Source organism: Mycolicibacter heraklionensis (genome assembly GCF_019645815.1).
GTDB classification, from domain to species: domain Bacteria; phylum Actinomycetota; class Actinomycetes; order Mycobacteriales; family Mycobacteriaceae; genus Mycobacterium; species Mycobacterium heraklionense.
In genome coordinates this window covers 3,335,922-3,360,790 of record NZ_CP080997.1, presented here as the reverse complement: position 1 = coordinate 3,360,790, position 24,869 = coordinate 3,335,922, and the positions used below count along the sequence as shown (strand labels likewise).

The 24,869-nt window shown below is 67.7% G+C and carries 23 protein-coding genes and 1 pseudogene; 17 read left to right on the top strand and 7 right to left on the bottom strand.

Annotated elements, in window-relative coordinates; all coding sequences use genetic code 11:
• Window positions 1–33: 33 nt before the first annotated feature.
• Together K3U94_RS15880 and K3U94_RS15875 are read right to left on the bottom strand one after the other, a co-directional pair.
• The gene (locus tag K3U94_RS15880) at window positions 34–1,086 is read right to left on the bottom strand and encodes an NAD(P)-dependent alcohol dehydrogenase (protein WP_220694328.1); all 1,053 of its coding nucleotides are present in this window, start codon (window positions 1,084–1,086) and stop codon (window positions 34–36) included.
• A gap of 126 nt (window positions 1,087–1,212) precedes the next feature.
• A complete protein-coding gene (locus tag K3U94_RS15875; protein WP_220694327.1) occupies window positions 1,213–2,298 on the bottom strand; it encodes an iron-siderophore ABC transporter substrate-binding protein in 1,086 nt (361 codons plus the stop codon).
• Between the two features lie 138 nt (window positions 2,299–2,436).
• Between K3U94_RS15875 and ctaD the strand changes: the two genes are divergently transcribed.
• Window positions 2,437–4,161 carry an aa3-type cytochrome oxidase subunit I gene (ctaD, locus tag K3U94_RS15870; protein WP_220696831.1) on the top strand — a complete coding sequence of 575 codons (1,725 nt, stop codon included), beginning with the start codon at window positions 2,437–2,439 and terminating at the stop codon, window positions 4,159–4,161.
• A gap of 52 nt (window positions 4,162–4,213) precedes the next feature.
• Window positions 4,214–5,446 carry a phosphoserine phosphatase SerB gene (gene serB / locus K3U94_RS15865; RefSeq protein WP_220694326.1) on the top strand — a complete coding sequence of 411 codons (1,233 nt, stop codon included), beginning with the start codon at window positions 4,214–4,216 and terminating at the stop codon, window positions 5,444–5,446.
• On the opposite strand, the gene K3U94_RS15860 is transcribed toward serB, so the two are convergent.
• The gene (locus K3U94_RS15860) at window positions 5,443–6,828 is read right to left on the bottom strand and encodes a PE-PPE domain-containing protein (RefSeq protein WP_220694325.1); all 1,386 of its coding nucleotides are present in this window, start codon (window positions 6,826–6,828) and stop codon (window positions 5,443–5,445) included. The genes serB and K3U94_RS15860 overlap by 4 nt on opposite strands.
• Window positions 6,829–6,973: 145 nt before the next feature.
• Between K3U94_RS15860 and K3U94_RS15855 the strand changes: the two genes are divergently transcribed.
• From K3U94_RS15855 to K3U94_RS15820, 8 genes and pseudogenes are all read left to right on the top strand, one after another.
• Entirely contained in the window at window positions 6,974–7,846 is an 873-nt protein-coding gene (locus tag K3U94_RS15855) for an ABC transporter ATP-binding protein (RefSeq protein ID WP_434084928.1), read from the top strand.
• Window positions 7,843–8,658 carry an NUDIX hydrolase gene (locus K3U94_RS15850; RefSeq protein ID WP_047319026.1) on the top strand — a complete coding sequence of 272 codons (816 nt, stop codon included), beginning with the start codon at window positions 7,843–7,845 and terminating at the stop codon, window positions 8,656–8,658. The genes K3U94_RS15855 and K3U94_RS15850 overlap by 4 nt, the downstream gene beginning before the upstream one ends.
• Window positions 8,658–9,434: an enoyl-CoA hydratase gene (locus K3U94_RS15845; protein WP_220694323.1), complete on the top strand. Its 777-nt coding sequence runs from the start codon at window positions 8,658–8,660 to the stop codon at window positions 9,432–9,434. Before K3U94_RS15850 ends, K3U94_RS15845 begins: the two co-directional genes overlap by 1 nt.
• 79 nt (window positions 9,435–9,513) lie before the next feature.
• Window positions 9,514–10,542 carry a histidine phosphatase family protein gene (locus K3U94_RS15840; RefSeq protein WP_220694322.1) on the top strand — a complete coding sequence of 343 codons (1,029 nt, stop codon included), beginning with the start codon at window positions 9,514–9,516 and terminating at the stop codon, window positions 10,540–10,542.
• Between the two features lie 183 nt (window positions 10,543–10,725).
• The gene (locus tag K3U94_RS15835; RefSeq protein WP_220694321.1) at window positions 10,726–11,838 is read left to right on the top strand and encodes a histidine phosphatase family protein; all 1,113 of its coding nucleotides are present in this window, start codon (window positions 10,726–10,728) and stop codon (window positions 11,836–11,838) included.
• A gap of 145 nt (window positions 11,839–11,983) precedes the next feature.
• Window positions 11,984–12,952 carry a class I SAM-dependent methyltransferase gene (locus tag K3U94_RS15830; protein WP_047319030.1) on the top strand — a complete coding sequence of 323 codons (969 nt, stop codon included), beginning with the start codon at window positions 11,984–11,986 and terminating at the stop codon, window positions 12,950–12,952.
• 2 nt (window positions 12,953–12,954) lie between these two features.
• Window positions 12,955–14,142, top strand: a pseudogene (locus K3U94_RS15825) (THUMP-like domain-containing protein); the annotation flags it as partial.
• Between the two features lie 77 nt (window positions 14,143–14,219).
• Window positions 14,220–14,918, top strand: a complete 699-nt coding sequence (locus tag K3U94_RS15820) for an esterase (protein ID WP_047319032.1) — start codon at window positions 14,220–14,222, stop codon at window positions 14,916–14,918.
• Window positions 14,919–14,923: 5 nt separating this feature from the next.
• Here K3U94_RS15820 and K3U94_RS15815 read toward each other — a convergent pair whose 3' ends face one another.
• Window positions 14,924–16,186 carry an outer membrane protein assembly factor BamB gene (locus K3U94_RS15815; RefSeq protein WP_220696830.1) on the bottom strand — a complete coding sequence of 421 codons (1,263 nt, stop codon included), beginning with the start codon at window positions 16,184–16,186 and terminating at the stop codon, window positions 14,924–14,926.
• Window positions 16,187–16,313: 127 nt separating this feature from the next.
• Here K3U94_RS15815 and K3U94_RS15810 point away from each other — a divergent pair, with 127 nt between their 5' ends.
• From K3U94_RS15810 to K3U94_RS15800, 3 genes are read left to right on the top strand one after another with little or no spacing between them, the layout of a single operon-like run.
• Complete coding sequence (locus K3U94_RS15810) at window positions 16,314–17,054, top strand: acyltransferase (RefSeq protein ID WP_220694320.1); 741 nt, start codon at window positions 16,314–16,316, stop codon at window positions 17,052–17,054.
• A gap of 8 nt (window positions 17,055–17,062) precedes the next feature.
• Window positions 17,063–18,205 (top strand): FAD-dependent oxidoreductase, encoded by a 1,143-nt coding sequence (locus tag K3U94_RS15805; RefSeq protein WP_220694319.1) that lies wholly within the window; start codon window positions 17,063–17,065, stop codon window positions 18,203–18,205.
• Window positions 18,202–18,600, top strand: coding sequence for a PPOX class F420-dependent oxidoreductase (locus K3U94_RS15800; RefSeq protein ID WP_047319035.1), 399 nt, complete (start codon window positions 18,202–18,204; stop codon window positions 18,598–18,600). Before K3U94_RS15805 ends, K3U94_RS15800 begins: the two co-directional genes overlap by 4 nt.
• A 15-nt stretch (window positions 18,601–18,615) precedes the next feature.
• Here K3U94_RS15800 and K3U94_RS15795 read toward each other — a convergent pair whose 3' ends face one another.
• Together K3U94_RS15795 and K3U94_RS15790 are read right to left on the bottom strand one after the other, a co-directional pair.
• A complete protein-coding gene (locus K3U94_RS15795) occupies window positions 18,616–19,461 on the bottom strand; it encodes a class I SAM-dependent methyltransferase (RefSeq protein WP_434084873.1) in 846 nt (281 codons plus the stop codon).
• A 36-nt stretch (window positions 19,462–19,497) separates the two neighbouring features.
• The gene (locus tag K3U94_RS15790; protein WP_220694317.1) at window positions 19,498–20,475 is read right to left on the bottom strand and encodes an LLM class flavin-dependent oxidoreductase; all 978 of its coding nucleotides are present in this window, start codon (window positions 20,473–20,475) and stop codon (window positions 19,498–19,500) included.
• A 92-nt stretch (window positions 20,476–20,567) separates the two neighbouring features.
• Between K3U94_RS15790 and K3U94_RS15785 the strand changes: the two genes are divergently transcribed.
• Both K3U94_RS15785 and K3U94_RS15780 read left to right on the top strand, forming a co-directional pair.
• Window positions 20,568–22,037: an aldehyde dehydrogenase gene (locus K3U94_RS15785; RefSeq protein WP_220694316.1), complete on the top strand. Its 1,470-nt coding sequence runs from the start codon at window positions 20,568–20,570 to the stop codon at window positions 22,035–22,037.
• Window positions 22,037–22,984, top strand: a complete 948-nt coding sequence (locus tag K3U94_RS15780) for an alpha/beta hydrolase (protein ID WP_220694315.1) — start codon at window positions 22,037–22,039, stop codon at window positions 22,982–22,984. The genes K3U94_RS15785 and K3U94_RS15780 overlap by 1 nt, the downstream gene beginning before the upstream one ends.
• Here K3U94_RS15780 and K3U94_RS15775 read toward each other — a convergent pair.
• Window positions 22,947–23,603 (bottom strand): winged helix-turn-helix transcriptional regulator, encoded by a 657-nt coding sequence (locus tag K3U94_RS15775; protein WP_220694314.1) that lies wholly within the window; start codon window positions 23,601–23,603, stop codon window positions 22,947–22,949. The genes K3U94_RS15780 and K3U94_RS15775 overlap by 38 nt on opposite strands.
• A 61-nt stretch (window positions 23,604–23,664) precedes the next feature.
• Between K3U94_RS15775 and K3U94_RS15770 the strand changes: the two genes are divergently transcribed.
• The gene (locus tag K3U94_RS15770; protein ID WP_220694313.1) at window positions 23,665–24,537 is read left to right on the top strand and encodes an alpha/beta fold hydrolase; all 873 of its coding nucleotides are present in this window, start codon (window positions 23,665–23,667) and stop codon (window positions 24,535–24,537) included.
• Window positions 24,537–24,860: a TfoX/Sxy family protein gene (locus tag K3U94_RS15765; protein ID WP_220694312.1), complete on the top strand. Its 324-nt coding sequence runs from the start codon at window positions 24,537–24,539 to the stop codon at window positions 24,858–24,860. The genes K3U94_RS15770 and K3U94_RS15765 overlap by 1 nt, the downstream gene beginning before the upstream one ends.
• The last annotated feature ends 9 nt before the right edge of the window (window positions 24,861–24,869 follow it).

Sequence of the window (24,869 nt, the reverse complement as noted above, 5' to 3'; positions counted from 1 at the left end):
CGGGCTGATTACACGCTCGGCGAACGCTGGGTGCTAGACGGTGCGCAACGACTCGGTGTCGATGACGAAGCGGTAGCGCACGTCGGACGCCAGCACCCGCTCATAGGCGGTGTTGATGTAATCCGGTTCGATGACCTCGATTTCAGGGCGTACGTCGTGCTCGGCGCAGAAGTTCAGCATCTCCTGCGTCTCGGCGATCCCGCCGATCAGCGAGCCCGACACGCTGCGACGCATCCGGACCAGGGGGCCCGGCGGCACCGCCAGGGATCCTTCGGGCATGCCCAATTCGACCAGCGTGCCGTCCAGGGTGAGCAGGTTCAGGTACGCGCCCAGGTCCAGGCTCGCCGAGACGGTGTTCAAGATGACGTCGAAGTTCCCGCGCAGCTGCTTGAACGTCTGCGGGTCACTGGTGGCGTAGTAATGCTCGGCGCCCAACCGCAGGCCGTCCTCCATCTTCTTCAGCGACTGGGACAGCACGGTGACGTCGGCGCCCATCGCCTTGCCGAGCTTGACGGCCATGTGGCCCAGGCCGCCGAGGCCGATGACCGCAATCCGCTTGCCCGGGCCGACATTCCAGTGTCGCAGCGGCGAATAGGTCGTGACTCCGGCGCACAGCAGCGGGGCGGCGGCGTCCAGGGGAATCTCGTCCGGGATGCTCAACACGTAGTTCTCGTCGACGACGATCGCGCCGCTGTAGCCGCCCTGGGTGGGCTGCCCATCGCGGCCGACGCCGGCATAGGTGCCGATCATGCCGCCGCCGGTGCAGTACTGCTCATGTCCGGCCAGGCAGCTGGGGCACTCGCGGCAGGAGTCGACGAAGCAACCGACGCCGACACGGTCGCCCACTTTGAACTTGGTCACCCCGGACCCCACAGCGGTGACCACGCCGGCGATCTCGTGGCCGGGAACCAGGGGGTACTGCGGACGGCCCCACTCGGCTTTGACGGTGTGGATGTCGGAGTGGCAGATGCCGGCGAAGGCGATGTCGAACACGACATCGTGCGGTCCGGGGTCCCGGCGGGTGATGGTGGTCTTGCTCAGCGGGGCGTCGGGCGCGGTGGCGGCATAGGCGGAAACGGTGCTCATAGTGGAGGTTCCTCTTCGGATATGCATCAACTCGTAAAAACATAGCTTAGCAAAGTTATTTGCTGCGAAGCTCGTCCGAATGCGGTGAGTTCGGTCACCGCGGGCGTCGGGAGTAGCGGCGCCGGCTCAGTTGATCGGCGCGTTCACCCAGCGCAGGTCCTCGACCACGCCGCGTGCGGCGACCGGTCCCTGCCCGGCCTGCCACACCTCGTTGTTGACGACGAACACCCGACTGTCCCGGTTGGCCGCCAGCCGTCGCCAGGCGACGCTGTCAAACACCGTCGCTGCCCGGGCCCTCGCCGCCGGTGAGGTAAGGGACACGTAGATGATGTCGCCGTCGGCCGCCGAGAAGTCCGCCCGGCCGGCCAGATCGGCGTCGTTCGCGGGGATCTCGAGGTAGGGCTGGTCGGTGAACCGCTGCAACGGCGGCCGGTCCACCCCGACGGCCTTGAGCACGCTGGCGGCAAAGCCGGACGCCCCGTAGACCCGCACGCTGTTGTCGGTGAGCGCAACCACCGACACCTGGAAGTGGGTCGCGTCGGCGACCTCGCGGGTGTCGGCGGCATCCGCGCTGAACTTCTCGAGCACGTCGTCGGCGGCGCCGGTGCGCGCGGTCGCGGCGCCGACACCGCGCACGTTGTCCTCCCACGCCGCGCCCGGCGCCCCGGTGAACACGGTGGGGGCGATCGCGGCCAGCTCCGCATATCCGGGCGTCAGGCCCTGCGCACCCAGGATCAGGTCCGGGTGTAGCGCGGCGATGGCGTCGGTATCGGGCTTGCTGCGGGAGCCCACGGAAGGGACACCGTGCACTACCGCGCCCAAGTAGGACGGCTGGTTCTCGGAGCCGTCCGGCACCGCGGCGCCGACCACCCGGGACTGCAGACCCAGGGCGCACAGCGTGTCCAGCTGGTCGCCGGAGAGCACCACGATGCGCTCCGCCTGCTCAGGGACCTCGACGCTCGCCGGTTCCACCTCGGCCGCGTTGTGAACCCAGCGCATCGAGGGCCCGGGGTCCGGGTGCGCCGGCTCCGCCGCGCAGGACTCGTCGGGGCGTCGGTCATTGCCGAGCACACCGGCGCCGGCGACCATCGTCGTCGTGGTGGAGATCGAGGTAGGGGACGTTTCTGAGGCATCGCCCGCGCATCCGGCGGCCGTGAGCAAGGTCACGGCAAGCGCTACTGCGGACACCGCCCGCCGGTCCACCCTGGTCACGCCGTGACGTTAACACCCACGGCGGAGCACTCCTCGAGGAGACGAATACGACAGTTTGTAGGAGGCCTATACCGACGGGGCGACGCTCGGGGTTAGGATTCGACCAAGTTTCCCGGGATGCCCATGTTTGGAGGAATCTTGACCGCCGAAGCACCCCCACGCGCAGAACTCGAGGCCAGTCGGCCCTTCCCTGCGTTGATGGGCCCCAAGGGCAGCCTGCTGTACAAGATGATCACCACCACCGATCACAAGCTGATCGGCATCATGTACTGCGTCGCCTGTATGGCCTTCTTCTTCATCGGCGGCCTGCTCGCGCTGCTGATGCGCACCGAGCTGGCGGTGCCGGGCCTGCAGTTCCTCTCCAACGAGCAGTTCAACCAGCTGTTCACCATGCACGGCACGGTGATGCTGCTGTTCTACGCCACCCCGATCGTGTTCGGGTTCTCCAACCTGGTGCTGCCGCTGCAGATCGGCGCCCCGGACGTGGCCTTCCCGCGCCTCAACGCCTTCTCGTTCTGGCTGTTCCTGTTCGGCGCGACGATTGCTCTGGCCGGCTTCATCACCCCCGGTGGCGCTGCCGACTTCGGCTGGACCGCCTACACCCCGCTGAGCGACGCCGTGCACTCGCCGGGCGCCGGCGGTGACCTGTGGATCATGGGCCTGGCCGTCGGTGGTTTGGGCACCATCCTCGGTGCGGTGAACATGATCACCACGGTGGCCTGCATGCGTGCCCCGGGCATGACGATGTTCCGGTTGCCGATCTTCACCTGGAACATCCTGGTCACCTCGATCCTGGTGCTGATCGTCTTCCCGTTGCTGACCGCGGCCCTGTTCGGCCTGGCCGTCGACCGTCACCTGGGCGGGCACGTTTACGACTCCGCCAACGGCGGCGTGATCTTGTGGCAGCACCTGTTCTGGTTCTTCGGCCACCCCGAGGTGTACATCATCGCGCTGCCGTTCTTCGGCATCGTCAGCGAAGTGTTCCCGGTCTTCGCCCGCAAGCCGATCTTCGGCTACGTCACGCTGGTGTACGCGACCCTGAGCATCGCCGGGCTGTCGACCGCGGTGTGGGCGCACCACATGTTCGCCACCGGTGCGGTGCTGCTGCCGTTCTTCTCGCTGCTGACCCTGATGATCGCCATCCCGACCGGTCTGAAGTTCTTCAACTGGATCGGCACCCTGTGGCGGGGTCAGCTGACGTTTGAGACACCGATGCTGTTCGCGCTGGGCTTCATCGTCACCTTCCTGGCCGGTGGTCTGACCGGTGTCATGCTCGCCAGCCCGCCGCTGGACTTCCACGTCAGCGACAGCTACTTCCTGATTGCGCACTTCCACTACGTGCTGTTCGGCACCATCGTGTTCGCGACGTTCTCCGGGATCTACTTCTGGTTCCCGAAGATGACCGGGCGGCTGCTCGACGAGCGGCTGGGGAAGCTGCATTTCTGGTTGACCTTCATCGGGTTCCACACCACGTTCCTGATCCAGCACTGGTTGGGCAACATGGGTATGCCGCGCCGCTACGCCGACTACCTGCCCACCGACGGCTTCACCGCGTTCAACATCGTCTCCACGGTTGGTGCCTTCATTCTGGGGTCGTCGATGATCGCCTTCACCTGGAACGTCTTCAAGAGCTGGCGTTACGGCGAGGTCGTCACCGTCGACGACCCGTGGGGCTACGGCAACTCCCTGGAGTGGGCGACCAGCTGCCCGCCGCCGCGGCACAACTTCACCGAGCTGCCCCGGATCCGTTCGGAGCGTCCGGCTTTCGAGCTGCACTACCCGCACATGGTCGATCGGCTGCGGGCTGAGGCGCACGTCGGCCGTCACCCCGGTGACGAGCTGTACGAACCCGCAAACGCTTGATGAGCCCGGCGGGGGAGAGGCGGCGCCCGGTCGAGCCGGGCGCCCGCTGCGGGTGAGCACGCCCAAGGTGCCGGTGTTGGTCACCGTCACCGGTGTCGATCAGCCTGGCGTGACATCGGCCCTCTTCGAAGTGCTGTCGCGTCACCAGGTGGAGCTGCTCAACGTCGAACAGGTCGTGGTTCGTGGGCGGCTCACGCTGGGCGTCCTGGTGTCCGTAGCGCCGGAGGTCGCCGACGGGACCGCGTTCGCCGACGAGGTCGCCACGGCGATTCACGGCGTCGGTTTGGACGTCACGATCGAGCGCAGCGACGACGCGCCGATCATCGCCGCGCCCTCCACGCACCGGATCGTGGTCCTGGGACGGCCGGTGGCCGCCACGGCGCTGGGGGCACTGGCTCACGAGATCGCGGAGATCGATGCCAACATCGACATGATCCGCGGTGTTTCCGACTACCCGGTGACCGGTCTGGAACTGCGGGTCTCGGTGCCGGTCGGCGCCGCCGGCCGGTTGCAGTCCGCGCTGAGCAAAGTCGCCGCGGAGCAGCAGGTCGACGTGGCGTTCCAGGATGCCAGCCTGTCGCGCCGGACCAAACGCCTGATCGTGTTCGACGTCGACTCCACCTTGATTCAGGGTGAGGTGATCGAGATGCTCGCCGAGCGTGCCGGTGCGGGGGACGCGGTCGCCGCGATCACCGAGGCCGCGATGCGTGGCGAACTGGACTTTGCCGAGTCGCTGCACCACCGGGTGTCCACGCTCGCCGGCCTGCCCGCGCATGTCGTGGACGAGGTGGCCGCACAGATCGAGCTGACTCCCGGTGCCCGTACCACGGTGCGCACGCTTCGCCGTCTCGGTTTCAAGTGCGGAGTGGTGTCCGGTGGCTTCCGGCAGGTGATCGAGCCGCTGGCGGATGAGCTGCAGCTGGATTTCGTGGCGGCCAACGAGCTTGAGATCGTCGACGGCAAACTCACCGGCCGGGTGATCGGTCCGGTGGTCGACCGGGCCGGCAAGGCCGAGTCGTTGCGGGAGTTCGCTTCCCAGGCGGGGGTGCCGCTGGAGCAGACCGTGGCTGTCGGGGACGGCGCCAACGATATTGACATGCTGTCCACGGCGGGCCTGGGTGTGGCGTTCAACGCCAAGCCGGCGTTGCGCGAGGTGGCCGATGCGTCGCTGAGCTACCCCTATCTGGACACGGTGCTGTTTCTGCTCGGCGTCACCCGTGCCGAGATCGAGGCCGCCGACGCCCACGACGGCGTGCTGCGCCGAGTCGAGATTCCGCCGGTCTAGAACAGGGCGCCGACCACGATCAACGGCAGTAGCCCGATGTCGACGGCAAGGGGGATGCCGATGGCATCGAGCAGATTGCCGTCGGCGAGCTCGGACATGAATATCTCGTAGTTGTACTGGGGCAGGGTGAACAGCACTGCGCTGAGCATGTCCAACGGCGGGAAACCGGTGTGCGGCGGGAAGGTTCCGAAGAGGTCCTGCCATGTGGTGGGCACGAAGGACAGCAGCGAGCTTTCGCCGCCTTGGATGGCTTCGCCCGTCTTGAGTAACTCTTCGGCCCAGTCCGGCAGCGAGTAAACGTAGTTGGCTGGGTCCATCAAGGTGTTGAAGGCGTCCGTGATGCCCTTCTGTACACCGTCGAACAAGGCTTGCGGAACTCGTTGCAGGACATCGAGATCCGGCAAGAAACCCACCCCGGTGGGTACGTCGGCGAACCCGGGACTCCAGCCGTGCTCGATGTTGCCGTAGCCCAGGTTCACCAGCACTTCCAGGGGCGGCCCCAGCAGGTCGGCCATCGGCGGGCCGACGTACGGCAGCGCTTCCAGCGGCGCGAGCAGGGGCAGGGTGCCGGCCGGGATCATGTAGTAGTCGGTCAGGACGTCATCGGAGGAGGTCGGCAGTTCGATCGCGTTTGCGATGTCCTCGGGAGTGACCCCCAGGTAGGTCGTGTGCTCGAAGATGATGCCCATCGCCGCGTTGAGGGTGGACAAGAAGTTGAGCGGATACTGCGGGAAGTCGGCAAAGCCGTCGTATTCGTGGGTGTAGACGGTGGTGGGGAACAGATCTGCCGGCTGTGGGCCACTGAAGGTCAGCCCCAGGCTGGGGATTTCCGTGTGGACACCGGCCGGCAGGTCGAAGCGGGACAGCATCCCGCCGTTGGGCAGGCTCTCGTCACCGATCAGCACGAAGTGCACGTAGTCGCTGGGCACGTCATCATCGGCGAGCCGCTGCATCAGCAACGAGGAAATCACCGCGCTCTGCGACCAGCCGAACACCACTACGGGGTTCTCGGCGTTGACCTGACCTCCGACGATCTGTCGCAGGATCTCCAGCTCCAGGATCTGGCTGCCCTCGGCGGCCGACTGGTCGAAGGTCCCGGTGAACGGGCCCAGGAAGGGGTACAGCGCCTCGGGGGTGCTCACGATCTGGGTGGTGCCGGTGAAGCCCAGCGGTGCCAGGTAGAGCTCGTTGACCATGTCCGCGTAGGTCTGCCCCGGTGTCGGCATGCCGCTGCCGCCCATGATCAGAGCCGTTCCGCTGCCCAAGGGTGAATCGGCGCCGGTGAGCTGTGGTGCCGGGACCGCGGCGTCCGCCGGAGCGGGGGAGGCGAGCAGGCCGGCACCGACAAGGCCGACCGCGAGAACGCCGGGAATACGGAACACGAAGCCCCCTGAACCAAAACCTAAGGATTAGTGAGCGTCAACCGTGGCAAACATTACAACAATGCATCTTCGTGGCGGTATGGAGAAGATCGCCCGGAAATGTTCTCGGGCTAGCGGCACCCCGGTCGGTCGCCGCGGGGCCCGGATACGGCACGATAGGGCCGTGCCCGATACCGGACGTCCCACTCCCGCAACCGGGGCCGATCAGGATCTGTTGATCCACTTCGAGGGCATTTCGCTGTGCCGCGACGGGCGCACTTTGGTGGGGCCGCTGGACTGGTCGGTCGAACTCGACGAACGCTGGGTGATCATCGGACCCAACGGGGCGGGCAAGACGTCGTTGTTGCGGATCGCCGCCGCCACCGAACATCCGTCCTCGGGCGTCGCCTATGTGTTGGGCGAACAGCTGGGCCGGGTCGACACCACGGAATTGCGAGCCCGCGTGGGCTTGAGTTCCTCGTCGATCGCGCAGCGGATACCGGGTGGGGAAACGGTCAGCGACCTGGTGATCTCGGCCGGCTACGCGGTGCTGGGACGGTGGCGGGAACGCTACGACACCGTCGACCATGAGCGGGCGATCGACTTGTTGGAGAGCCTGGGCGCCGAGCACCTGGCCGACCGCACCTACGGCACTTTGAGCGAAGGCGAGCGCAAACGGGTGCTGATCGCCCGCGCATTGATGACCGACCCGGAGTTGCTGCTGCTCGACGAGCCGGCGGCCGGTTTGGACTTGGGCGGGCGTGAGGAGCTGGTCGCCCGGCTGGGGGATCTGGCCGCCGACCCGGACGCACCGGCCATCGTGCTGGTCACCCACCATGTCGAGGAAATCCCGGTCGGCTTCAGCCACTGCCTGCTGCTGGCCGAGGGGCGCGCGGTGGCCGCCGGCCTGCTCGACGACGTGCTCACGGCCGAGAACCTGTCGGCCACGTTCGGCCAGTCGATCTCACTGGATGTCATCGACGGGCGCTACTTCGCGCGCCGGACCCGGAGTCGAGCAGCCCACCGGAGGCGCGCATGAACGAACCCCAGCCACCACCCTTGCCGACGCGACCTGCCGCGACGGTGATGTTGGTCCGTGCGGACACCCCCGGCGGGCAGGGCCTCGACGTGTTCCTGATGCGTCGCCACGCCGCGATGGAGTTCGCCGCCGGGGTGATGGTGTTTCCCGGCGGTGGAGTCGACGACCGTGACCGCAGCACCGAAATCGCCTGGCACGGGCCGGAGCCCACGTGGTGGGCGCAACGTTTCGGAGTGGACGTCGACCTGGCCGCGGCACTGGTGTGCGCTGCCGCGCGCGAGACTTTCGAGGAATCCGGGGTGCTGTTCGCCGGCCCCGCCGACGATGCGGACCGGGTTGTCTCCGATGCGTCGGTGTATGCCGACTCCCGGCGAGCGCTGAATGCCGGCGAGCTGTCGTTCGGCGACTTTCTGCGCACCGAGAATCTGGTGCTGCATGCCGAGCTGTTGCGGCCGTGGGCGAACTGGGTGACTCCGGAGGCCGAGCGCACCCGCCGCTACGACACTTACTTCTTCGTGGGTGCGTTGCCGGTCGGGCAGCGAGCGGACGGCGAGAACACCGAATCCGACCGCGCCGGCTGGCTTACGCCCGAAGCCGCGATCGAAGACTTCGCAGCCGGGAACAGCTTTTTGCTGCCGCCGACATGGACACAGCTGGATTCGCTCATCGGCCGCAGCATCGAGGCCGTGATGGCGGTGGAACGTCAGATCGTGGTGGTGCAGCCGGACCTGGCTCGCCGCGGCGACAACTGGGAGATCGAGTTCTTCAACTCCGACCGTTACAACGCAGCGCGCGGGAAGCGTTGGGTCTGATGAGCGAATTCGTATCGGTGCACTCCTCGACCGACGAGCCCGGGGTGGCCACCCTGGTGGTCTCGCGGCCGCCGACCAACGCCATGACCCGACAGGTCTACCGGGAGATCGCCGCGGCTGCTGCCGAGGTGTCGGCGCGCGACGACGTCGCCGCCGTGGTGTTGTACGGGGGCCACGAGATCTTTTGCGCCGGTGACGATGTGCCCGAACTGCGCACGCTGATCGCCGCGGAGGCACAGGTGTTCGCCCGCGTGCGCCACGACGCCGTCCAAGCGGTGGCGGCCATCGGAAAACCGACGGTGGCAGCGATCACCGGTTACGCGCTGGGCAGTGGTCTGGCGCTGGCGCTGGCCGCGGATTGGCGAATCAGCGGCGACAACGTCAAGTTCGGCGCCACCGAGATTCTGGCCGGCCTGGCCCCCGACGGCGGTGGTCTGGCTCGCCTGGCCCGAGCGATCGGTGCGAGCCGCGCCAAGGAATTGGCATACAGCGGCCGGTTCTTCGATGCCGAAGAGGCGCTGGCTCTGGGTCTGGTCGACGAGATGGTGGCCCCCGACGGCGTCTACGACGCAGCCGTCGGCTGGGCCCGCCGATTCGTCGACACCCCGGCGCAGGCGCTGGCCGCGGCCAAGGCATCGATCGACTCCATCGAGACCGAGCGTCCGGCCGAGCGCGCCGCCGCTGACCAACGCCGCTACGGCGAGCTGTTCGCGGCCGGTATCGGGCCCACGGAGAACGGTCGTGAGGCGCCACGCCAGAACGACTTGGGCGAGTGACGGTTTCTTTTCACATTTTTATCAGCTAACGTCCAGTCAGCGGCGAAGGCCGCCTCGATGCCGGCGTTAGGAACACACCATGCAGTCAGCTGCCCTCCGCCCCTGGACCACCGCGGCCGTCGCCTTGCTGGGTGCGGGTGCCATTGCGGCCGGTCCGGTCGTGATGCCGCAGGCCGGTGCGGTTGCGGTCGACATCCTGCTGGCCGCCCAGGACATCACGCTCGACCTGGTGCGCCACGGCCAGTCGGTGGACAACGCCGAGGGCATCTTGGGCACCCTTCCGCCGGGCGCTCCGCTCACCGAACTCGGGGAGCAGCAGGCCGCCTACCTTGCCGACGACGCCAACCCGCTGCACCTTGCCGCCCCCGACTTCTACAGCGGGATCTACGCATCCGAGTTCCTCCGCGCGCAGGAAACCGCCGGCGGGTGGCTGAGCGCCGCAGGCGCTCCGGACACACCGCTGACGATCCTCGCCGGGCTCAACGAGATCAATGCGGGATGGTTCGACGGGCAGGACCTCAACATCCTCACCGAGATCGCCTACGCCCTACCGACGTTCCTGTGGGCCTTGGGTCAGTACTGGGTGCCGATGCTGGGATCCACGATCGACCCCAACGGGGTGGCTTTCAACGATCGCGTCTCCGACGCGATCGACGCCATTTACAACAACACCGTCTCCGACCCGGAGGGCTCGCTGAGCGACGTAGCGTTCGCCCACGCCGGCACGATCGCGATCTGGACGTTGATGAACGTCAAGAACCCCGACTTCGGGCTGGTCCTCTCCGAACTACTCGAGACTCACACTCCGCTGGACAACACCGGCCAGGTCGTCATCGAAGGCAACCCCACCGACGGCTGGACGCTGGTCAGCTGGGGCGGTCACGAGGTCTCGGCGACCCCGGACCTGCTCACCGGGCTCTTCGTCGACTGGCGGGACTTGAACGTCGCGCCGCAGATCGCGACGTGGCACATCCTGGAGGCGCTGCAGGGCGGGGACCAGGCCGAAATCGCGGCCGCCCTGCAGACCGGGTTCGACCAGGTCCTCGGGGCCATCACGGCGTTCCCGCAGGCCGTGATCGACACCATCACCGGCGCGCTGAGCGGCTAGCGCGCTGTCGCATGAACCCGGCGGTTCAGCGAGGCTCGACGGAGGAGAGGCGACGCTGGGACCGCCGCATGAATCCAGCGGATTAAGCATTGACATAGGAAAACCAACGGGATATTTTCAGCGAAGTATTGCGCTACGCGTCGGAGCGTAACGGAAGCTACGGACTCGCTGAAGGAGAAGGTCATGCACCACACTCGCCCGTGGATCACCGCCGGAGTCGCCCTCGTTGGTGCTGGCCTCGTTGCTGTCGGCCCGGTGGCTCCGATAGCCGGGCCGCTGCCCGCCGTCCATTTGCCGAACATCCAGCTGACCGCAACGGACATCCTGCTCGATCTGGTCCGGCACGGGCAATCGACGGAGAACGTGACGGACTACATCGGGACGACGGCGCCGGGTGCTCCACTGACTGAACTCGGCGAGCAGCAGGCGATCACTGTCGGCGAGCAGCTGTACAACGGCGGCGACAACGACATCGCCCGCGTCTACGCCTCGGACTTCCTGCGGGCCCAGCAGACGGCGTGGTCGCTGGTCCAGTTGCTGCTGGGCAACAACAACTACGACCAGATCCCGGGAGGCCCGACCCCGCTGCTCGACCCGAGCCAGATCCTGTCCGGGCTCGGTGAGATCAATGCCGGGTGGCTGGAAGGACAGAGCGGCACCCTTCCCGGCCTCCTCTATCTCCTGCCCACCATCGCGTGGATGACCGGGGCATACTGGGTGCCGATGCTGGGTTCGAGCATCAACCCCAACGGGATGGCGTTCCAGGACAACTACAGTGGCGCCATTCAGACCATCTACGACGCCAGTACGGCAGACCCCGACAGCACCGGGACCGACGTGGCATTTTCGCACGGCGCGGCGATCATGGCGTGGACGATGATGAACGTCAAGAACCCCGATTGGGGGCTGTTCTTGGAGACGCTCGCCGGTGACCGCGGGCTCCCCAACACCGGCCAGGTCGTGGTCGAAGGCAACCCGACCGACGGCTGGACGCTGGTCAGCTGGAATGGAACAGAGGTGGCGGAGAACCCGGGCCTGCTCACCGGGCTGTTCGTCGACTTCCGTGACCTGGTCACCGCGCCACAGATGGCGAGCTGGCACATCTGGGAAGCCCTACTGGGTGGCGACCCCTCCGAGATCCTCGCTGCGTTGCAGACCGGCTTCAGCGACGTCTTCTCGGCGCTCGTAGAGTTCCCGCAGGCGGTGTTCGACACCATCACCGGTGCCCTGGGCGATGTCGCGGGTAGCGGCGCAGGCGATGTGCTGGGCGACGCGCTGGCGTCCTTGGCGGCCTGAGTCACAGCAGCAGCAGCCAAGCCGGGCGCGGCGTTTCCCCTCGCTGCGCCCGGCTTCGCGCTGCAGAGAGCACCGCTGTGCCGATGGCGGTGACCTGCAGCGCCCGACTTCGTCGTGCTCGCAGTCCCCGCTAGGCTGACCTACCATGACCAGTACGGACCCGACGCCGAACCCGCACGCCACCGCCGAACAGGTGGAGGCGGCTCGGCACGACAGCAAGCTCGCCCAGGTGCTCTACCACGACTGGGAGGCCGAGCAGTACGACGAGAAGTGGTCGATCTCCTACGACGAGCGCTGCATCGACTACGCCCGGGGCCGCTTCGACGTGATCGTGCCTGCTGCCGACCGGGACAAGCTTCCGTATGACCGGGCGCTGGAACTCGGCTGCGGCACGGGGTTCTTCCTGCTCAATCTGATGCAGGCCGGGGTGGCGCGGCGCGGCTCGGTCACCGACCTTTCGCCCGGCATGGTCAAGGTCGCCACCCGCAACGGCCAGGCCCTCGGACTGGACGTCGACGGGCGGGTCGCCGACGCCGAGGGCATCCCGTATGAGGACAACACCTTCGACCTGGTGGTCGGCCACGCGGTGCTGCACCACATTCCCGACGTCGAACTGTCGCTGCGCGAGGTGGTCCGGGTGCTCAAGCCCGGCGGCCGGTTCGTCTTCGCCGGCGAGCCCACCACGGTCGGCAACTTCTACGCCCGCCGGCTGGCCGACCTGACCTGGAAGACCACGGTCGCCGCGATGAAGCTGCCCGGGATGGGCTCCTGGCGTCGGCCGCAGGAGGAGCTGGACGAGAACTCGCGGGCGGCCGCCCTGGAATGGATCGTGGACCTGCACACCTTCGAGCCGAGCGATCTGGAGCGGATGGCGACCAACGCCGGCGCGGTCGATGTGCGCACCGCCAGCGAAGAGTTCACCGCCGCCATGCTGGGCTGGCCGGTGCGGACCTTCGAGTCGACGGTCCCACCGGGCAAGCTCGGATGGGGCTGGGCGCGGTTCGCCTTCCGCAGCTGGACGGCCTTGAGCTGGGTGGACGCCAACGTGCTGAGCCGCGTGGTGCCCAAGGGCTGGTTCTACAACGTGATGGTCACCGGGGTTAAGCCGTCCTAGAGTTCCGCACCGACGACGTCGGCTACCTGAGCTCGCCGGTCGGTGTTGCCGCCCTGGCCGAGGTCGCGGGCTTCGCGCTGACCGACGCCACCCGGCTGGCCGACATCGCCGCGCTGCGCGGCCGCTTCGGCGAGCGGACAGCCGCGCTGGTCGAGACCGTCCTGTTGCGCCGGCGTGCCGCGGCCAAGCTGGCCGAGCTGGCCGAGACGTCGGGTTGGCTGTTCACCGACGAGGCGCTGCAGCAGGCCAGTGCCGCACCGGTGGCACGGCATCGGGCCCGCCGGATCGCAGCCGCGGCACCGGGTGCCGTCGTGCATGACGTGACCTGTTCGGTCGGTACCGAGCTGGCGGCGCTGTCGGAGGTGTCGGATCGGGTTCTGGGCAGCGACCTGGACCCCGTGCGGCTGGCGATGGCGCGCCACAACGTGAGCGGGGCCGCCGTTGTTCGCGCGGATGCGCTGGCGCCGGTCAGCCGCGACACGGTGGTGCTGGCCGACCCCGGCCGGCGCGGCGGCGGGCGGCGTCGTTTCGACCCGACCGACTACCAGCCCGCCCTGGACCGGTTGCTCGACGTCTACCGCGACCGTGACGTCGTGGTAAAGGTCGCTCCCGGAATCGATTTCGACAAGGTTGGGCTGCTGGGGTTTCAAGGCGAGATCGAAATCACCTCGTGGCGCACGTCGGTGCGAGAAGCCTGCCTGTGGTCGCCCGGCCTGGCCGAAACCGGGGTGCGCCGGCGGGCAACGATCCTGGACCGCGACGAGCAGATCACCGACGCCGAACCGGCCGACTGCGACGTGCGGCCGGCGGGGCGCTGGCTCATCGACCCCGACGGGGCGGTGGTGCGGGCCGGCCTGGTCCGCCAGTACGGCGCCCGGCACGGGCTGTGGCAGCTCGACCCCGATATCGCCTACCTGTCCGGTGACCAGCTGCCGGACGGGGTGCGCGGATTCGAGGTACTCGAAACGCTGGCCTACAACGAAAAACGCCTTGGTCAGGCGCTGGCGGCCCGCGACTGCGGTGCCCTGGAAATCCTGGTGCGGGGCGTACGCGACGTGCAGGCCGATCCCGACGGTCTGCGCCGCCGGTTGCGGCTGCGCGGGTCACAGGCCCTGTCGGTCGTGATCACCCGGGTCGGGACGGGGCCGGCGGCGCGGGCTATTGCGTTCGTCTGCCGTCCGTCGCGGTGAGGCGCCCGGTAGGCTGTCGTCTTCGGGGCCATTCCTGCTTGCTGCGGCAAGGCGAGACAAAGCGAGACAAACCGACAATGCGCATTCTGGTGGCCGCCCTGTTGGCGGGCGGTGCAGTGGGCAGCTGGCTGGGTATGACCGGTATCCCCTCGGCGGGCGCGGTCTCGCCCTGTGCCGAACTGGGCGGCACGCTCGAGTCCGGGCAATGCCACGTGCACTCGTCCAACGCCAACTACACCCTGGACATGCGATTTCCGGTCGACTACCCCGACCAGCAGACTTTGACCGACTATCTGGTTCAGAACCGCGACGGGTTCTTGACCGTGGCCAAGTCACCCGGATCGCGGGACATGCCCTACGAAATGGATGCCACGTCCGAGCAGCACCGTTCGGGTCAGGCCCCCAAGGGCACCCAGAGCGTCGTGTTGAAGATCTTCCAAGACCTCGGCGGCCCCCAACCGTCGACCTGGTACCAGTCGTTCAACTACGACCTGGCGACCCGTAAGCCGATCACCTTCGAGACCCTGTTCGCGCCCAACAGCAAGCCGCTGGAAGCGATCTTTCCGGTGGTGCAGCGCGACCTTGAGCGCCAGACCGGAGTGCCGGCAATCCTGATCTCGTCGGGCTCGGGGATGGACCCGGCGCACTATCAGAACTTCGCCATCACCAACGACGACGTGATCTTCTACTTCGCGCCGGGCGAGCTGCTGCCGATGAGCTCCGGCGCCACCTCGGTGAAGGTGCCGCGCACGGCGATCCCGCCGCTGGCCATCTGACTCCGCTACGCGGGGGCGAAGCTGAACACCTGACCGGCGCTGGTGGCGACCGCCACCCGCCGGTCATTGCCGACCGACACCCCCACCGGAAACCCGCGAGCTTCGGGCAGCGGATAGCTGTTGATGGTGTGGCCGTCGGCCGGGTCGAACACCAGCAGCGACAGACCCGCCGGGCCGAGACTGGTGCCGGCGACCACGGTGTAGCCCACCTTGCCGGCCAGACTCGACGAGGACAGCGGCACGGTGTCCTCGCGGCGCCACACCTGCTCGGCGTAGTCACCGCGGTCGGTGAACGCGACCAGTTCGGTGTCGGGACCACCGCCGGAGACGATCAATCCACCGGGCGTGACCGCCGGTGGTGTTTGGGCCAGGAACTTCAGCGGCACGGACCATTTCGCTTTGCCGTCGGCGGCGTTGATCGCCCACAGGCGTTGGTCGCGTCCGTTGACGTAGACCGTCGAACCGTCGGCGGACAGCACCGGGCTGGCCAGCACCCCGGCCGCGACCGCGTCGCTGCTCCACTCCTGGGTGAGCAGCGGGACGCCGCCCGGGTGGTATTTGAGGCCGACCAACCCGGACTCCTTGGCGCCCGGCTGCCACAGGCTCACCACCGCGATGTTGCTCTCCGGGGAGAAGGCCGGTGCGGCGGCGACCGGGCAGTCCGGTCGGGCGGCGGCGCAGTCGGACAGGCCGCGCCGGAAGTCGGTCGGATCGATACCGTCCACCAGGTCCAACGGGGTGCCGACGACGGCGCCGCGGTGCGCGTCGAAAACCAGCACCTGACCCAAGTGGGTCACCACCAGCAGCAGGCCGTCGCCGACGATCCGCGGCGTTGAGGGCATACCGATCACCGGTGCACGCCAGCGGATCCACTGGGTGGGCGGAAACGACAGCATGGCGCCCGGCTGGCCCACATAGACGTTGTCGAAGCCGTCGATGAGCGGGCCGAAGAACCCGCCGCCCTGATGCAGCCGAGTGCACCAGCGTTGCCGGCCGCGGTCGGCGTTCTCCCACTGCATCAGTGAGCAGCCGGCCTCGGTCTGAGCGTTGAGCATCATCCAGCCGTGGACGCCCAGGGCGGGCTGGGCTCCCAGCTCACCTTTGACCGAGCGGATCCAGTCCAGTTGCAGGTCGCTGGCTCCCGCGGTGGCGGTGTGACTGCTGTTGGCGGCATCGGCGTACTGGGCCGGCCAACCCGGCGCTGGCGCGGCCTGCACCCACGAATCGGTATTGGCGCAGCCGCTCAGGGAGCCCGCCACCACCACCATGGCGATTCCGGCCAGGACACCACGTCGCCGCAACACAGTGGCAATCCCCAATCCTCGGCCGGGTGTGTGAACGAGTCCAGGTGAGGGTAGCGCGTGGCAAGAACGCGCTCGCGTAGGCTTTCCGGCCATGACGACGATGTGGGGCGCTCCAATCCACAAACGCTGGCGGGGTTCGCGGCTGCGGGACCCGCGCCAGGCCAAGTTCCTCACGCTGGCCTCGCTGCGCTGGGTGCTGGCCAATCGGGCCTACACGCCGTGGTATCTGGTGCGCTACTGGCGGCTGCTGAAGTTCAAGCTGGCCAACCCGCACATCATCACCCGCGGCATGGTGTTCCTGGGCAAGGGCGTGGAGATCCAGGCCACCCCGGAGATGTCGCACATGGAGATCGGCCGGTGGGTGCACATCGGCGACAAGAACACCATCCGGGCGCACGAAGGTTCGCTGCGATTCGGCGACAAGGTGGTGTTGGGACGCGACAACGTCATCAACACCTACCTCGACATCGAGCTGGGGGACTCGGTGCTGATGGCCGACTGGTGCTACGTCTGCGACTTCGACCACAAGATGGACAACATCGACGTGCCGATCAAGGACCAGGGCATTATCAAGAGCCCGGTGCGGATCGGCCCGGACACCTGGATCGCGGCCAAGGTCACCATCCTGCGCGACACCAGCATCGGCCGCGGCTGCGTCCTGGGTGCTCACGCGGTGGTCAAGGGCGTCATCCCGGACTATTCGATCGCGGTGGGGGCTCCGGCCAAGGTGGTCAAGAACCGCAAGCTGGCCTGGGAGACCTCGGCCGCCGAGCGCGCCGAGCTGGCCGCCGCCTTGGCCGATATCGAACGTAAGAAGGCCGCGCAGGGCTGAGTCGTGTGGTGACGCGACCGCGGGTGGTCATAGCGGGGCTGGGCGACAGCGGCGTTCTGACCGCGATCCGGCTGGCCAAGTACGCCGACGTGGTCGGCATTTCGGTGAAGCCCGCCCTGGTGAGCGGCCAAGAGCTGGGCGTACGGCTGTCTCGCCCACGCGATTGGGCGCGCGACTACTGGTTGCCGTTCGACCGGTTCCCGCGGCTGGACGCGGTGCGCACCGTGCACGGCGCGGTGACCGGCGTCGATCTCGAGGCCAGAGCAGTGACCGTCTCGTGTGCCGACGGCGTGACCCGCGATGAGCCCTATGACGCCCTGATCATCGCGACCGGGGTCAGCAATGGCTTCTGGCGCCAGCCCACGACGCAGTCAGCCGGTGACGTCGCCGCGGAGCTGTCCGCCGCTCACGACCGGCTGGCCACCGCCGGATCGGTCATCGTCGTGGGCGGCGGCGCCGCGGCGGTGAGCAGCGCCGCCAACATCGCCCGCGCCTGGCCGGACAAACGGGTCGACCTGTATTTCCCGGGGCAGCGCCCGCTGCGTGAGCACCATCCCCGGGTCTGGGCCACCGTCGAGCGCCGGTTAGCCGACGCCGGTGTGGGGCTCCATGCCGAACACCGTGCGCTGGTGCCCGAGGGGTTCGGCTGCGACCGCATCACCGATGACCCGGTTCGCTTCAGCACCGGTCAGGACCCGGCATCGGCTGACGCGGTGCTGTGGGCGATCGGAAAGGTGCGACCCAATACCGACTGGTTACCGGCCGAGGTGCTCGACGACGGCGGCTTTGTCCGAGTGCTGCCCGACCTGCGGGTGCCTGGACATCCCGATGTGTTCGCGATCGGCGACGTCGCGGCGACCGACCCGTTGCGCAGCTCGGCCCGCAACCGGGCGGACGGCCTGCTGGCCCATAACGTGCGGGCCGCCCTCACCGGCCGGCCGCTACGGCGCTACCGGCCACCCACAAGGCGTTGGGGTTCGGTGCTGGGGGTGCAACCCGAGGGCCTGGAGGTGTTCGCGCCGTCGGGGTGGGCGTTCCGGTTTCCGGCCTGGTCGATCGAGCGGGTGCTGCTTCCCTGGATCGTCCGGCGGGGCATCTATCGCGGCGTGCGCCCCAACGACCCGCTGAAAACTGCCACAATCGAGTCATGACGACACCGGCATTCTCCGATGTGTACCGGGAAAAGTACTTACTGCTCACGACGTTCACCAAGGACGGCAAGCCCAAACCGACCCCGGTGTGGGGTGCGCCCGTCGGGGACAAGCTCTTGGTCATCACCGACGACGGGTCGTGGAAAACCAAGCGGATCAAGAACACTCCGCGGGTCACCATCCAAAAGTGCGGAGCCCTGGGCAAACCCAAAGGCGATCCCGTTGAGGCGGTGGCCCGGGTCCTGCCCAAGTCCGAGACCCGGCGGGTCTACGACGCCGTCGTCAAGCGGTACTGGTGGCACGCCTGGTGGTTCGTCCCGCACTCGCTGGTGCGCGGTGGAATAGACAAGGTGCACATCGGCCTGGAAATCACCGCGGTACCTGCGAGCAGCTGACCCCGCCTGGCGTTCTCAGGCGAACTCGAGGAGCGTGTAGGCGCCTCGCAAGTTCTTCGTGGGTCCCCACTGCCAGAAGGCCGGAAACAACGTTCCGAAGAACAGGCCACGCCCTTTCGGTATCGGCACATCGTGCACCGCGCTGATGCCCGGCACCGTCTGTGCCAGCCCGGCGAGCTGACGCGGCGACAGGCTGAACGGCATCGGGGGCACGCGATAGTGTCTGGATGAACGCATCCCGCGCGGCGCCAGTCTCTTGACCAGGGTCGGTGGGAGGTCGAAGAACATCTGACCGCCGGGGAAGCGTTCGGCGCACGCCGCGATGAGGTCCATCGCCTGGTGCGGCTGCAAATACATCAACAGACCTTCGGCGGTGATGAAGACGCCGGCACTGGAGTCGACCTGCGCCATCCAGCTGTAGTCCAACGCCGACTGCGCGAGGTTGGTGATGCGCGGTGACATCGGCAGCAATCGTTCGCGAAGCCGCATCACCGGCTCCAAATCCACTGACACCCAATGAAATCGCGGATCGGGCAGGGCAGCGTTCAAGCGCCAGAAGCTGGTTTGGAAGCCTTCGGCAAGCGCGATGACCGTCGCATCAGGGTGCTCACGCAGATACGTCATCGCACATCGATCAACGGCCAGCGACCGCAACGCCATCTCCTGGCCACGACGTCCGAACTTGTCGAAGTCGAACGCGATGGACTCGACGAGTCGAACAGCCTCCGGGTCATCGATGATCGCGTTGGAGTGTCCGGCCTGATACGCCCGTCCGTTGAGCGTCATCAGGGCGGTTTCCGAAACTCCATTCAGCGCACGGGCGTCGACTTTGGATTCGGCTGGGCGGTCCATCGCGCCCATGGTATCGGAGAAAACCGTTGGGCCGGGCTGTCCCAGCTAGGGTTTCAGCGCCGGCAGCACCCGTTCGACCAGCAGCCGCAGGCTTTCCCAGCCCTCGTCGAGCGGCAGCCCGCCGATCAGCGGGTGTAGGGTCACCCCGGTGCGGCCGCTGCGGCACTGCGCGACGAGCTCGTCGGGGGTGAGCACCTCGACCTTGGCGGACGCACGCAGCTCGGCAACCGTCGCGGTCGGACTCTCATTGGGGCGAGGCACCTCCGCCACCGCCCACGAACTGTATTCGGTTGCCTCGTGCAGGAAATACTCACCACATCGGGCCCACGCCGCCTCTGGGTCGGTGGTCAGATGCGTCACCGTGTTGCCGTTCTCGGGACTGAACACGAAACCCTGTTTGCCGTGACGCGCCAGTTCATCCCGGTACACCGCTTCGATCTCGGGCATCGGCATCGGCGGCGAGAACGGCAATCCGAACCGGGCCGCTCGGCGGGCGGCCGCGGCGCTCATCCCGCCGATGAAGAACACCGGATGCGGTTTGGTGTACGGCTTCGGCGTCACTTCGATCAACTGGCCGTGGTACTCGAAAGGCTCGTCGCCCCAGGACTTGAGCAGCACATCGAGGCATTCGTCCATCAAGCGGCCGCGTCGCCGGAAGTCCTTACCCACGGCGTGGTATTCCGCTGGGCGGTAACCGATTCCGGCGACGAAGCTGACCCGCCCGGCGGACAGGTGGTCGAGCACCGCGATGTCCTCGGCGAGGCGCACCGGGTCGTAGAGCGGTATCAGCAGTGCGTTGATGCTGATGCGGATGTTGGTGGTGCACCCCGCGACGGCAGCGGCCAGCAGCAGCGGCGCAGGCAGCCAGCCGGTGGCCGCAAGATGGTGCTCTTCGCAACCGATCGCGGTGACTCCGTGGGTGTCGGCATAGGACGCCATCTCCAACGCCGCCCGGTACCGGTCGGCATCTCCGGCGCCGGGGGCGTTCGTCATATTCAGGCGTAGGGCGCTCAGTAGTGGCATGGGATTGACCGGTCACCTCCTGGGCGTCACCGTAGCGTACGAAATGATCAATCGATTGATTATGTCGGCGTCCCGCCGTTAGCCTAGGCACTGTGACCGGTCCGCTGACCCCGCTGCTGATCGACGGCGCGCTGGTCGCTGGTGGTGGGGGCGCCTTTCCCACCATCAACCCAGCCACCGAAGAACCCCTCGGTGCGGCCGCCGACGGCGACGCCGCCGACCTCGATCGCGCCATCGACGCCGCCCGCACCGCGTTCGATTCCTCGGACTGGGGCCGTGACACCGCGTTGCGCGTGCACTGCCTGCGGCAACTACGCGATGTGCTCAACGACGAGATCGAGACGCTGCGGGAGATCACGATCGCCGAGGTCGGCGCGCCGCGTTCGCTGACCTACCGCGGCCAGCTGCAGACCCCGGTGGACGACCTGGGTTTCCCGGCCGCCACCGCGGAGAGCTATCCGTGGCAGGCGGACCTGGGGGTGGCGGCTCCGATGGGGATCACCACCGCCCGCACCCTGGTGCGGGAGCCGTTCGGCGTGGTCGGAGCGATCACCCCGTGGAACTTCCCGCACCAGGTCACCTTCGCCAAGATCGGGCCGGCGCTGGCGGCGGGCAACACCGTCGTCCTCAAACCGGCGCCCGACACCCCTTGGTGCGCAGCCGAAGTTGGCCGGATCATCGCCGAGAAGACCGACTTTCCGCCGGGGGTGGTCAACATCGTCACCGCGTCCGACCACCGCATCGGAGCCCGGCTCGCCGAGGATGTCCGGGTCGATGTGGTCTCCTTCACCGGCTCGACGGCAACCGGGCGCTCGGTGATGACCGCTGCCGCACAGACCATCAAGAAGGTCTTCCTGGAACTGGGCGGCAAGTCGGCATTCGTGGTCCTCGACGACGCCGACCTGCCCGCCGCCTGCACGGCCGCCGCGGCGACGGTGTCGATGCACGCCGGGCAGGGCTGCGCACTGACCACCCGCCTACTGGTTCCGCGGGAACGCTACCGCGAGGCACTCGACGCGGTGGCTGCCGCGATGTCGCAGATCGCGGTGGGTGACCCCAACGACCCGAAAACACTGTGCGGACCGCTGATCTCGGCCAAGCAACGCGATCGGGTGCAGTCCTATCTCGATTTGGCGATCGCCGAAGGCGGAACATTCCACTGCGGCGGTGGCCGACCAGCGGGCCTGGACCGGGGCTTCTTCATCGAGCCGACGGCGATCGCCGGGCTGACCAACGATGCTCGGGTGGCCCGCGAGGAGATCTTCGGACCGGTGCTGGTCGTGCTGGCCCACGACGGTGACGCCGACGCGCTGCGGATCGCCAACGACTCGCCGTATGGGCTGTCCGCCACCGTGTTCGGTAGTGACGAGCGCGCCGCCCGAATGGCGTCGCGACTGCGTGCCGGGACCGTCAACGTCAACGGCGGCATGTGGTACTCGGCCGACGTACCGTTCGGGGGCTACAAGCAGTCCGGGGTCGGCCGGGAGATGGGCCTGGCGGGCTTCGAGGAATATCTGGAGACCAAGGTGGTGGCCACCGCGGTCACCGGGACGGAGCGCTGATGGCCGGCCCACCCGACCCGCAGGTGCTGGCGGCGTTGCTGGCGATGCGCGACGGTGCCGAGGCCGCGCCCCCGCCGGCGGTCGGTGACGTTGCCACCCGCCGGAGCAACGCGGGCCACATGTTCCGACAGGTGCTGGCGTTGCGACCACCCGTCACCGGCGTTGAGACGCAAGAGTTCTCGCTGACCTACGACGGTGGCACGCTCGGGTTGCGCTGGTACCGGCGAGCCGGCGCGGATCAGCCCGGCAGCGCCGCGCTGTATCTGCACGGCGGCGGAATGATCCTGGACTGGGGGCACCTGGGTCCGCTCTACGACGCGGCGGTGCGCGGCTACGTCGCCGCCTCCGGGGTGCCGATGCTGGTGGCGGACTACCGGGTCGCACCGGAATTCCCGCACCCGACTCCGCTGGAAGACTGCTACGCGGCATTGTGCTGGCTGGGCGATCATGCCGCCGAACTGGGCGTCGATGCGTCCCGGCTGGCCGTGATGGGCGACAGCGCCGGCGGGGGACTGGCAGCCGGGGTCGGCTTGCTGGCCCGCGACCGGGGCGGGCCGGCGATCGCGGCCCAGCTGTTGATCTACCCCATGCTCGATGACCGGAACCGCGAGGAAGGCGCCGCGGGTGCCACGTTGCTCACCTGGAGCTACGACGACAACGCCACCGGCTGGGCAGCGCTGCTGGGCGAGGGTGCCGCCGACGGCTATGCCGCGCCCGCCCGCGCCGACGACCTGACCGGCCTGCCGCCGACCTACCTCGACGTCGGCGGGCTGGACATCTTCGCCGAAGAGGACGTCGCCTTTGCCCACCGGCTGATCGCCGCTGGGGTGCCCGTCGAGCTGCACGTGTACCCGGGCTGCCCGCACGCGTTCGACCTGCTGGTTCCCGATGCCGATGTGTCGCAACGGGTTATCGCGCAGCGGGTGAGGTTCCTGGCATCGCTGTAGCGGCGAAAAAGGTGCGCACGGCGGATTCGTCACCGTCGATCTCGACCAGCGCGGCGATGTCGTCCAGCGACAGCACCCCCGCCGCGAGCCCGAGAACAAGCGGTGCCTCGGCTTTGAGCACGGCGTCGAGTTCACGCCCGTCGGGCATGCTGACCTCGATGCCGGACTCGGTGGCCTGCAGCTGCACCATTCCGCCGTCCACGGCGACGCCGACCGCCATCGACCGATCGGCGGGCATGCGACCGGCGAACAGGGCTGGAAGCGCCAGCAGCAACCACTCGGCGCGGAATTCGTCGCCCTGCGGCCCGCGGATCATCAGCGGTGTCGACCAGCGGACCAGCGCATGGATGGGCTCGCGCAGTTGCGCACCCCATTCGGTGAGGGCATAGGTGACCACGCCGCCCTCGTCGGACAATCGCCGCTCGACCACGCCCGCGGTTTCGAGATCGCGGAGCCGGTCGGCCAGCAGGTTCGTCGCGATCCCGGACAACCCGTCGCGCAACTCGCGGTAGCGGGCCGGACCCATCAGGAGTTGGCGGACGATCAACAGGTTCCACCGGTCACCCACCACATCCAGGGCCCGGGCAAGTCCGCAGTACTGACCGTAGTCTCGACTCATCACCATCCACTTGCTAATTTAAAGTGCACTTGACTATATCAAGTGAGCCAGGGAGGTGGACATGACAGTCGCGGAACGGCCCGCCTGGGTCGAGGACACGTTGTTCCCGTTCGAGAGCCGGTTCATCGACATCGACGGGAACCGCGTCCACTACGTGGATGAGGGATCAGGGCCGGTGCTGCTGTTCCTGCACGGCAACCCGACCTGGTCGTTCGACTATCGCAAGGTCATCGAGGCGTTGCGGCCGGAATTTCGTTGCATCGCCGTGGACTACCCCGGATTCGGGCTGTCGTCGGCGGCGCCGGGCTACTGGTACCTGCCCACTGAACACTCCGCGGTGATCGGCGCGTTCGTCGACGCCCTTGCGCTGAGCGGGGTCACCTTGGTGGTGCACGACTGGGGTGGCCCGATCGGGTTGGCCACCATGCAACAACGCCCCGAGGTCTTTGACCGATTGGTGCTGTCCAACACCTGGGCGTGGCCGGTCGGTGCCCCGGTCGTACAGATCATGTCGCATGTGATGGGCGGCGGAATCGGACGCCTGCTGATCCGGCAGTTCAATCTCTTCGTCAAGGTGATGATCCCCGTCGGGCACCGGCTCACCAAGCCCACCGGTGCGGAGATGGCCCACTACCAAAAGGCCCTCGACAGCCCCGCGCGGCGGGAGGCGGCGGCGGTCTTTCCCCGTGAGATCACCGCCAGCCGTGCCTTTCTCGCCGACGTCGAAGCCGGGCTGCCCGCCATCGCCGCGCTCCCAGCGCTGATCATCTGGGGTGACGGCGACTTCGCCTTCGGTGACAGGGAATTGCGGCAGTGGGAACAGACGCTGACCAACCACCGGACCGTCATCGTCAAAGGCGCCGGCCACTTCGTCCCCTCCGATGCGCCCGAACAGTTCGCGGCAGCGATCCGCGACTGGCACCCGGGGTCATAGTGGCTTACGACGCGCAGCTGGCCGCCCGTGTGCGGGAGCTATTCGCCGCCGATGGTCCACCGGTGCTGGAAAAGGCGATGTTCGGCGGACTGGCCTTCATGGTCGCCGGCAAGATCGCCGTCGCCGCCATCGCCGGCGGATTGCTGGTCCGCGTCGGAGCGGCACGCGCCGAAGAGCTTGTGAGGACCACCGCCGCCCAACCCATGGAGATGGGTGGGCGGACCATGCGCGGCTGGGTCCATGTCGATGGCGAGCACGTGGACTCTCGAAGTCAGCTCGCCGAATGGATCGACATCGGAATAGCCGCCGCGGCAAGCGCTTAGAACGCGGGC

Coding starts and splice junctions, on each gene's coding strand:
- K3U94_RS15880 (WP_220694328.1), bottom strand. CDS start 1,086: ATGAGCACCGTTTCCGCCTATGCCGCCACCGCGCCCGACGCCCCGCTG.
- K3U94_RS15850 (WP_047319026.1), top strand. CDS start 7,843: ATGAACGAACCCCAGCCACCACCCTTGCCGACGCGACCTGCCGCGACG.
- K3U94_RS15845 (WP_220694323.1), top strand. CDS start 8,658: ATGAGCGAATTCGTATCGGTGCACTCCTCGACCGACGAGCCCGGGGTG.
- K3U94_RS15840 (WP_220694322.1), top strand. CDS start 9,514: ATGCAGTCAGCTGCCCTCCGCCCCTGGACCACCGCGGCCGTCGCCTTG.
- K3U94_RS15835 (WP_220694321.1), top strand. CDS start 10,726: ATGCACCACACTCGCCCGTGGATCACCGCCGGAGTCGCCCTCGTTGGT.
- K3U94_RS15830 (WP_047319030.1), top strand. CDS start 11,984: ATGACCAGTACGGACCCGACGCCGAACCCGCACGCCACCGCCGAACAG.
- K3U94_RS15820 (WP_047319032.1), top strand. CDS start 14,220: ATGCGCATTCTGGTGGCCGCCCTGTTGGCGGGCGGTGCAGTGGGCAGC.
- K3U94_RS15815 (WP_220696830.1), bottom strand. CDS start 16,186: ATGGTGGTGGTGGCGGGCTCCCTGAGCGGCTGCGCCAATACCGATTCG.
- K3U94_RS15810 (WP_220694320.1), top strand. CDS start 16,314: ATGACGACGATGTGGGGCGCTCCAATCCACAAACGCTGGCGGGGTTCG.
- K3U94_RS15800 (WP_047319035.1), top strand. CDS start 18,202: ATGACGACACCGGCATTCTCCGATGTGTACCGGGAAAAGTACTTACTG.
- K3U94_RS15795 (WP_434084873.1), bottom strand. CDS start 19,461: ATGGGCGCGATGGACCGCCCAGCCGAATCCAAAGTCGACGCCCGTGCG.
- K3U94_RS15790 (WP_220694317.1), bottom strand. CDS start 20,475: ATGCCACTACTGAGCGCCCTACGCCTGAATATGACGAACGCCCCCGGC.
- K3U94_RS15780 (WP_220694315.1), top strand. CDS start 22,037: ATGGCCGGCCCACCCGACCCGCAGGTGCTGGCGGCGTTGCTGGCGATG.
- K3U94_RS15775 (WP_220694314.1), bottom strand. CDS start 23,603: ATGAGTCGAGACTACGGTCAGTACTGCGGACTTGCCCGGGCCCTGGAT.
- K3U94_RS15770 (WP_220694313.1), top strand. CDS start 23,665: ATGACAGTCGCGGAACGGCCCGCCTGGGTCGAGGACACGTTGTTCCCG.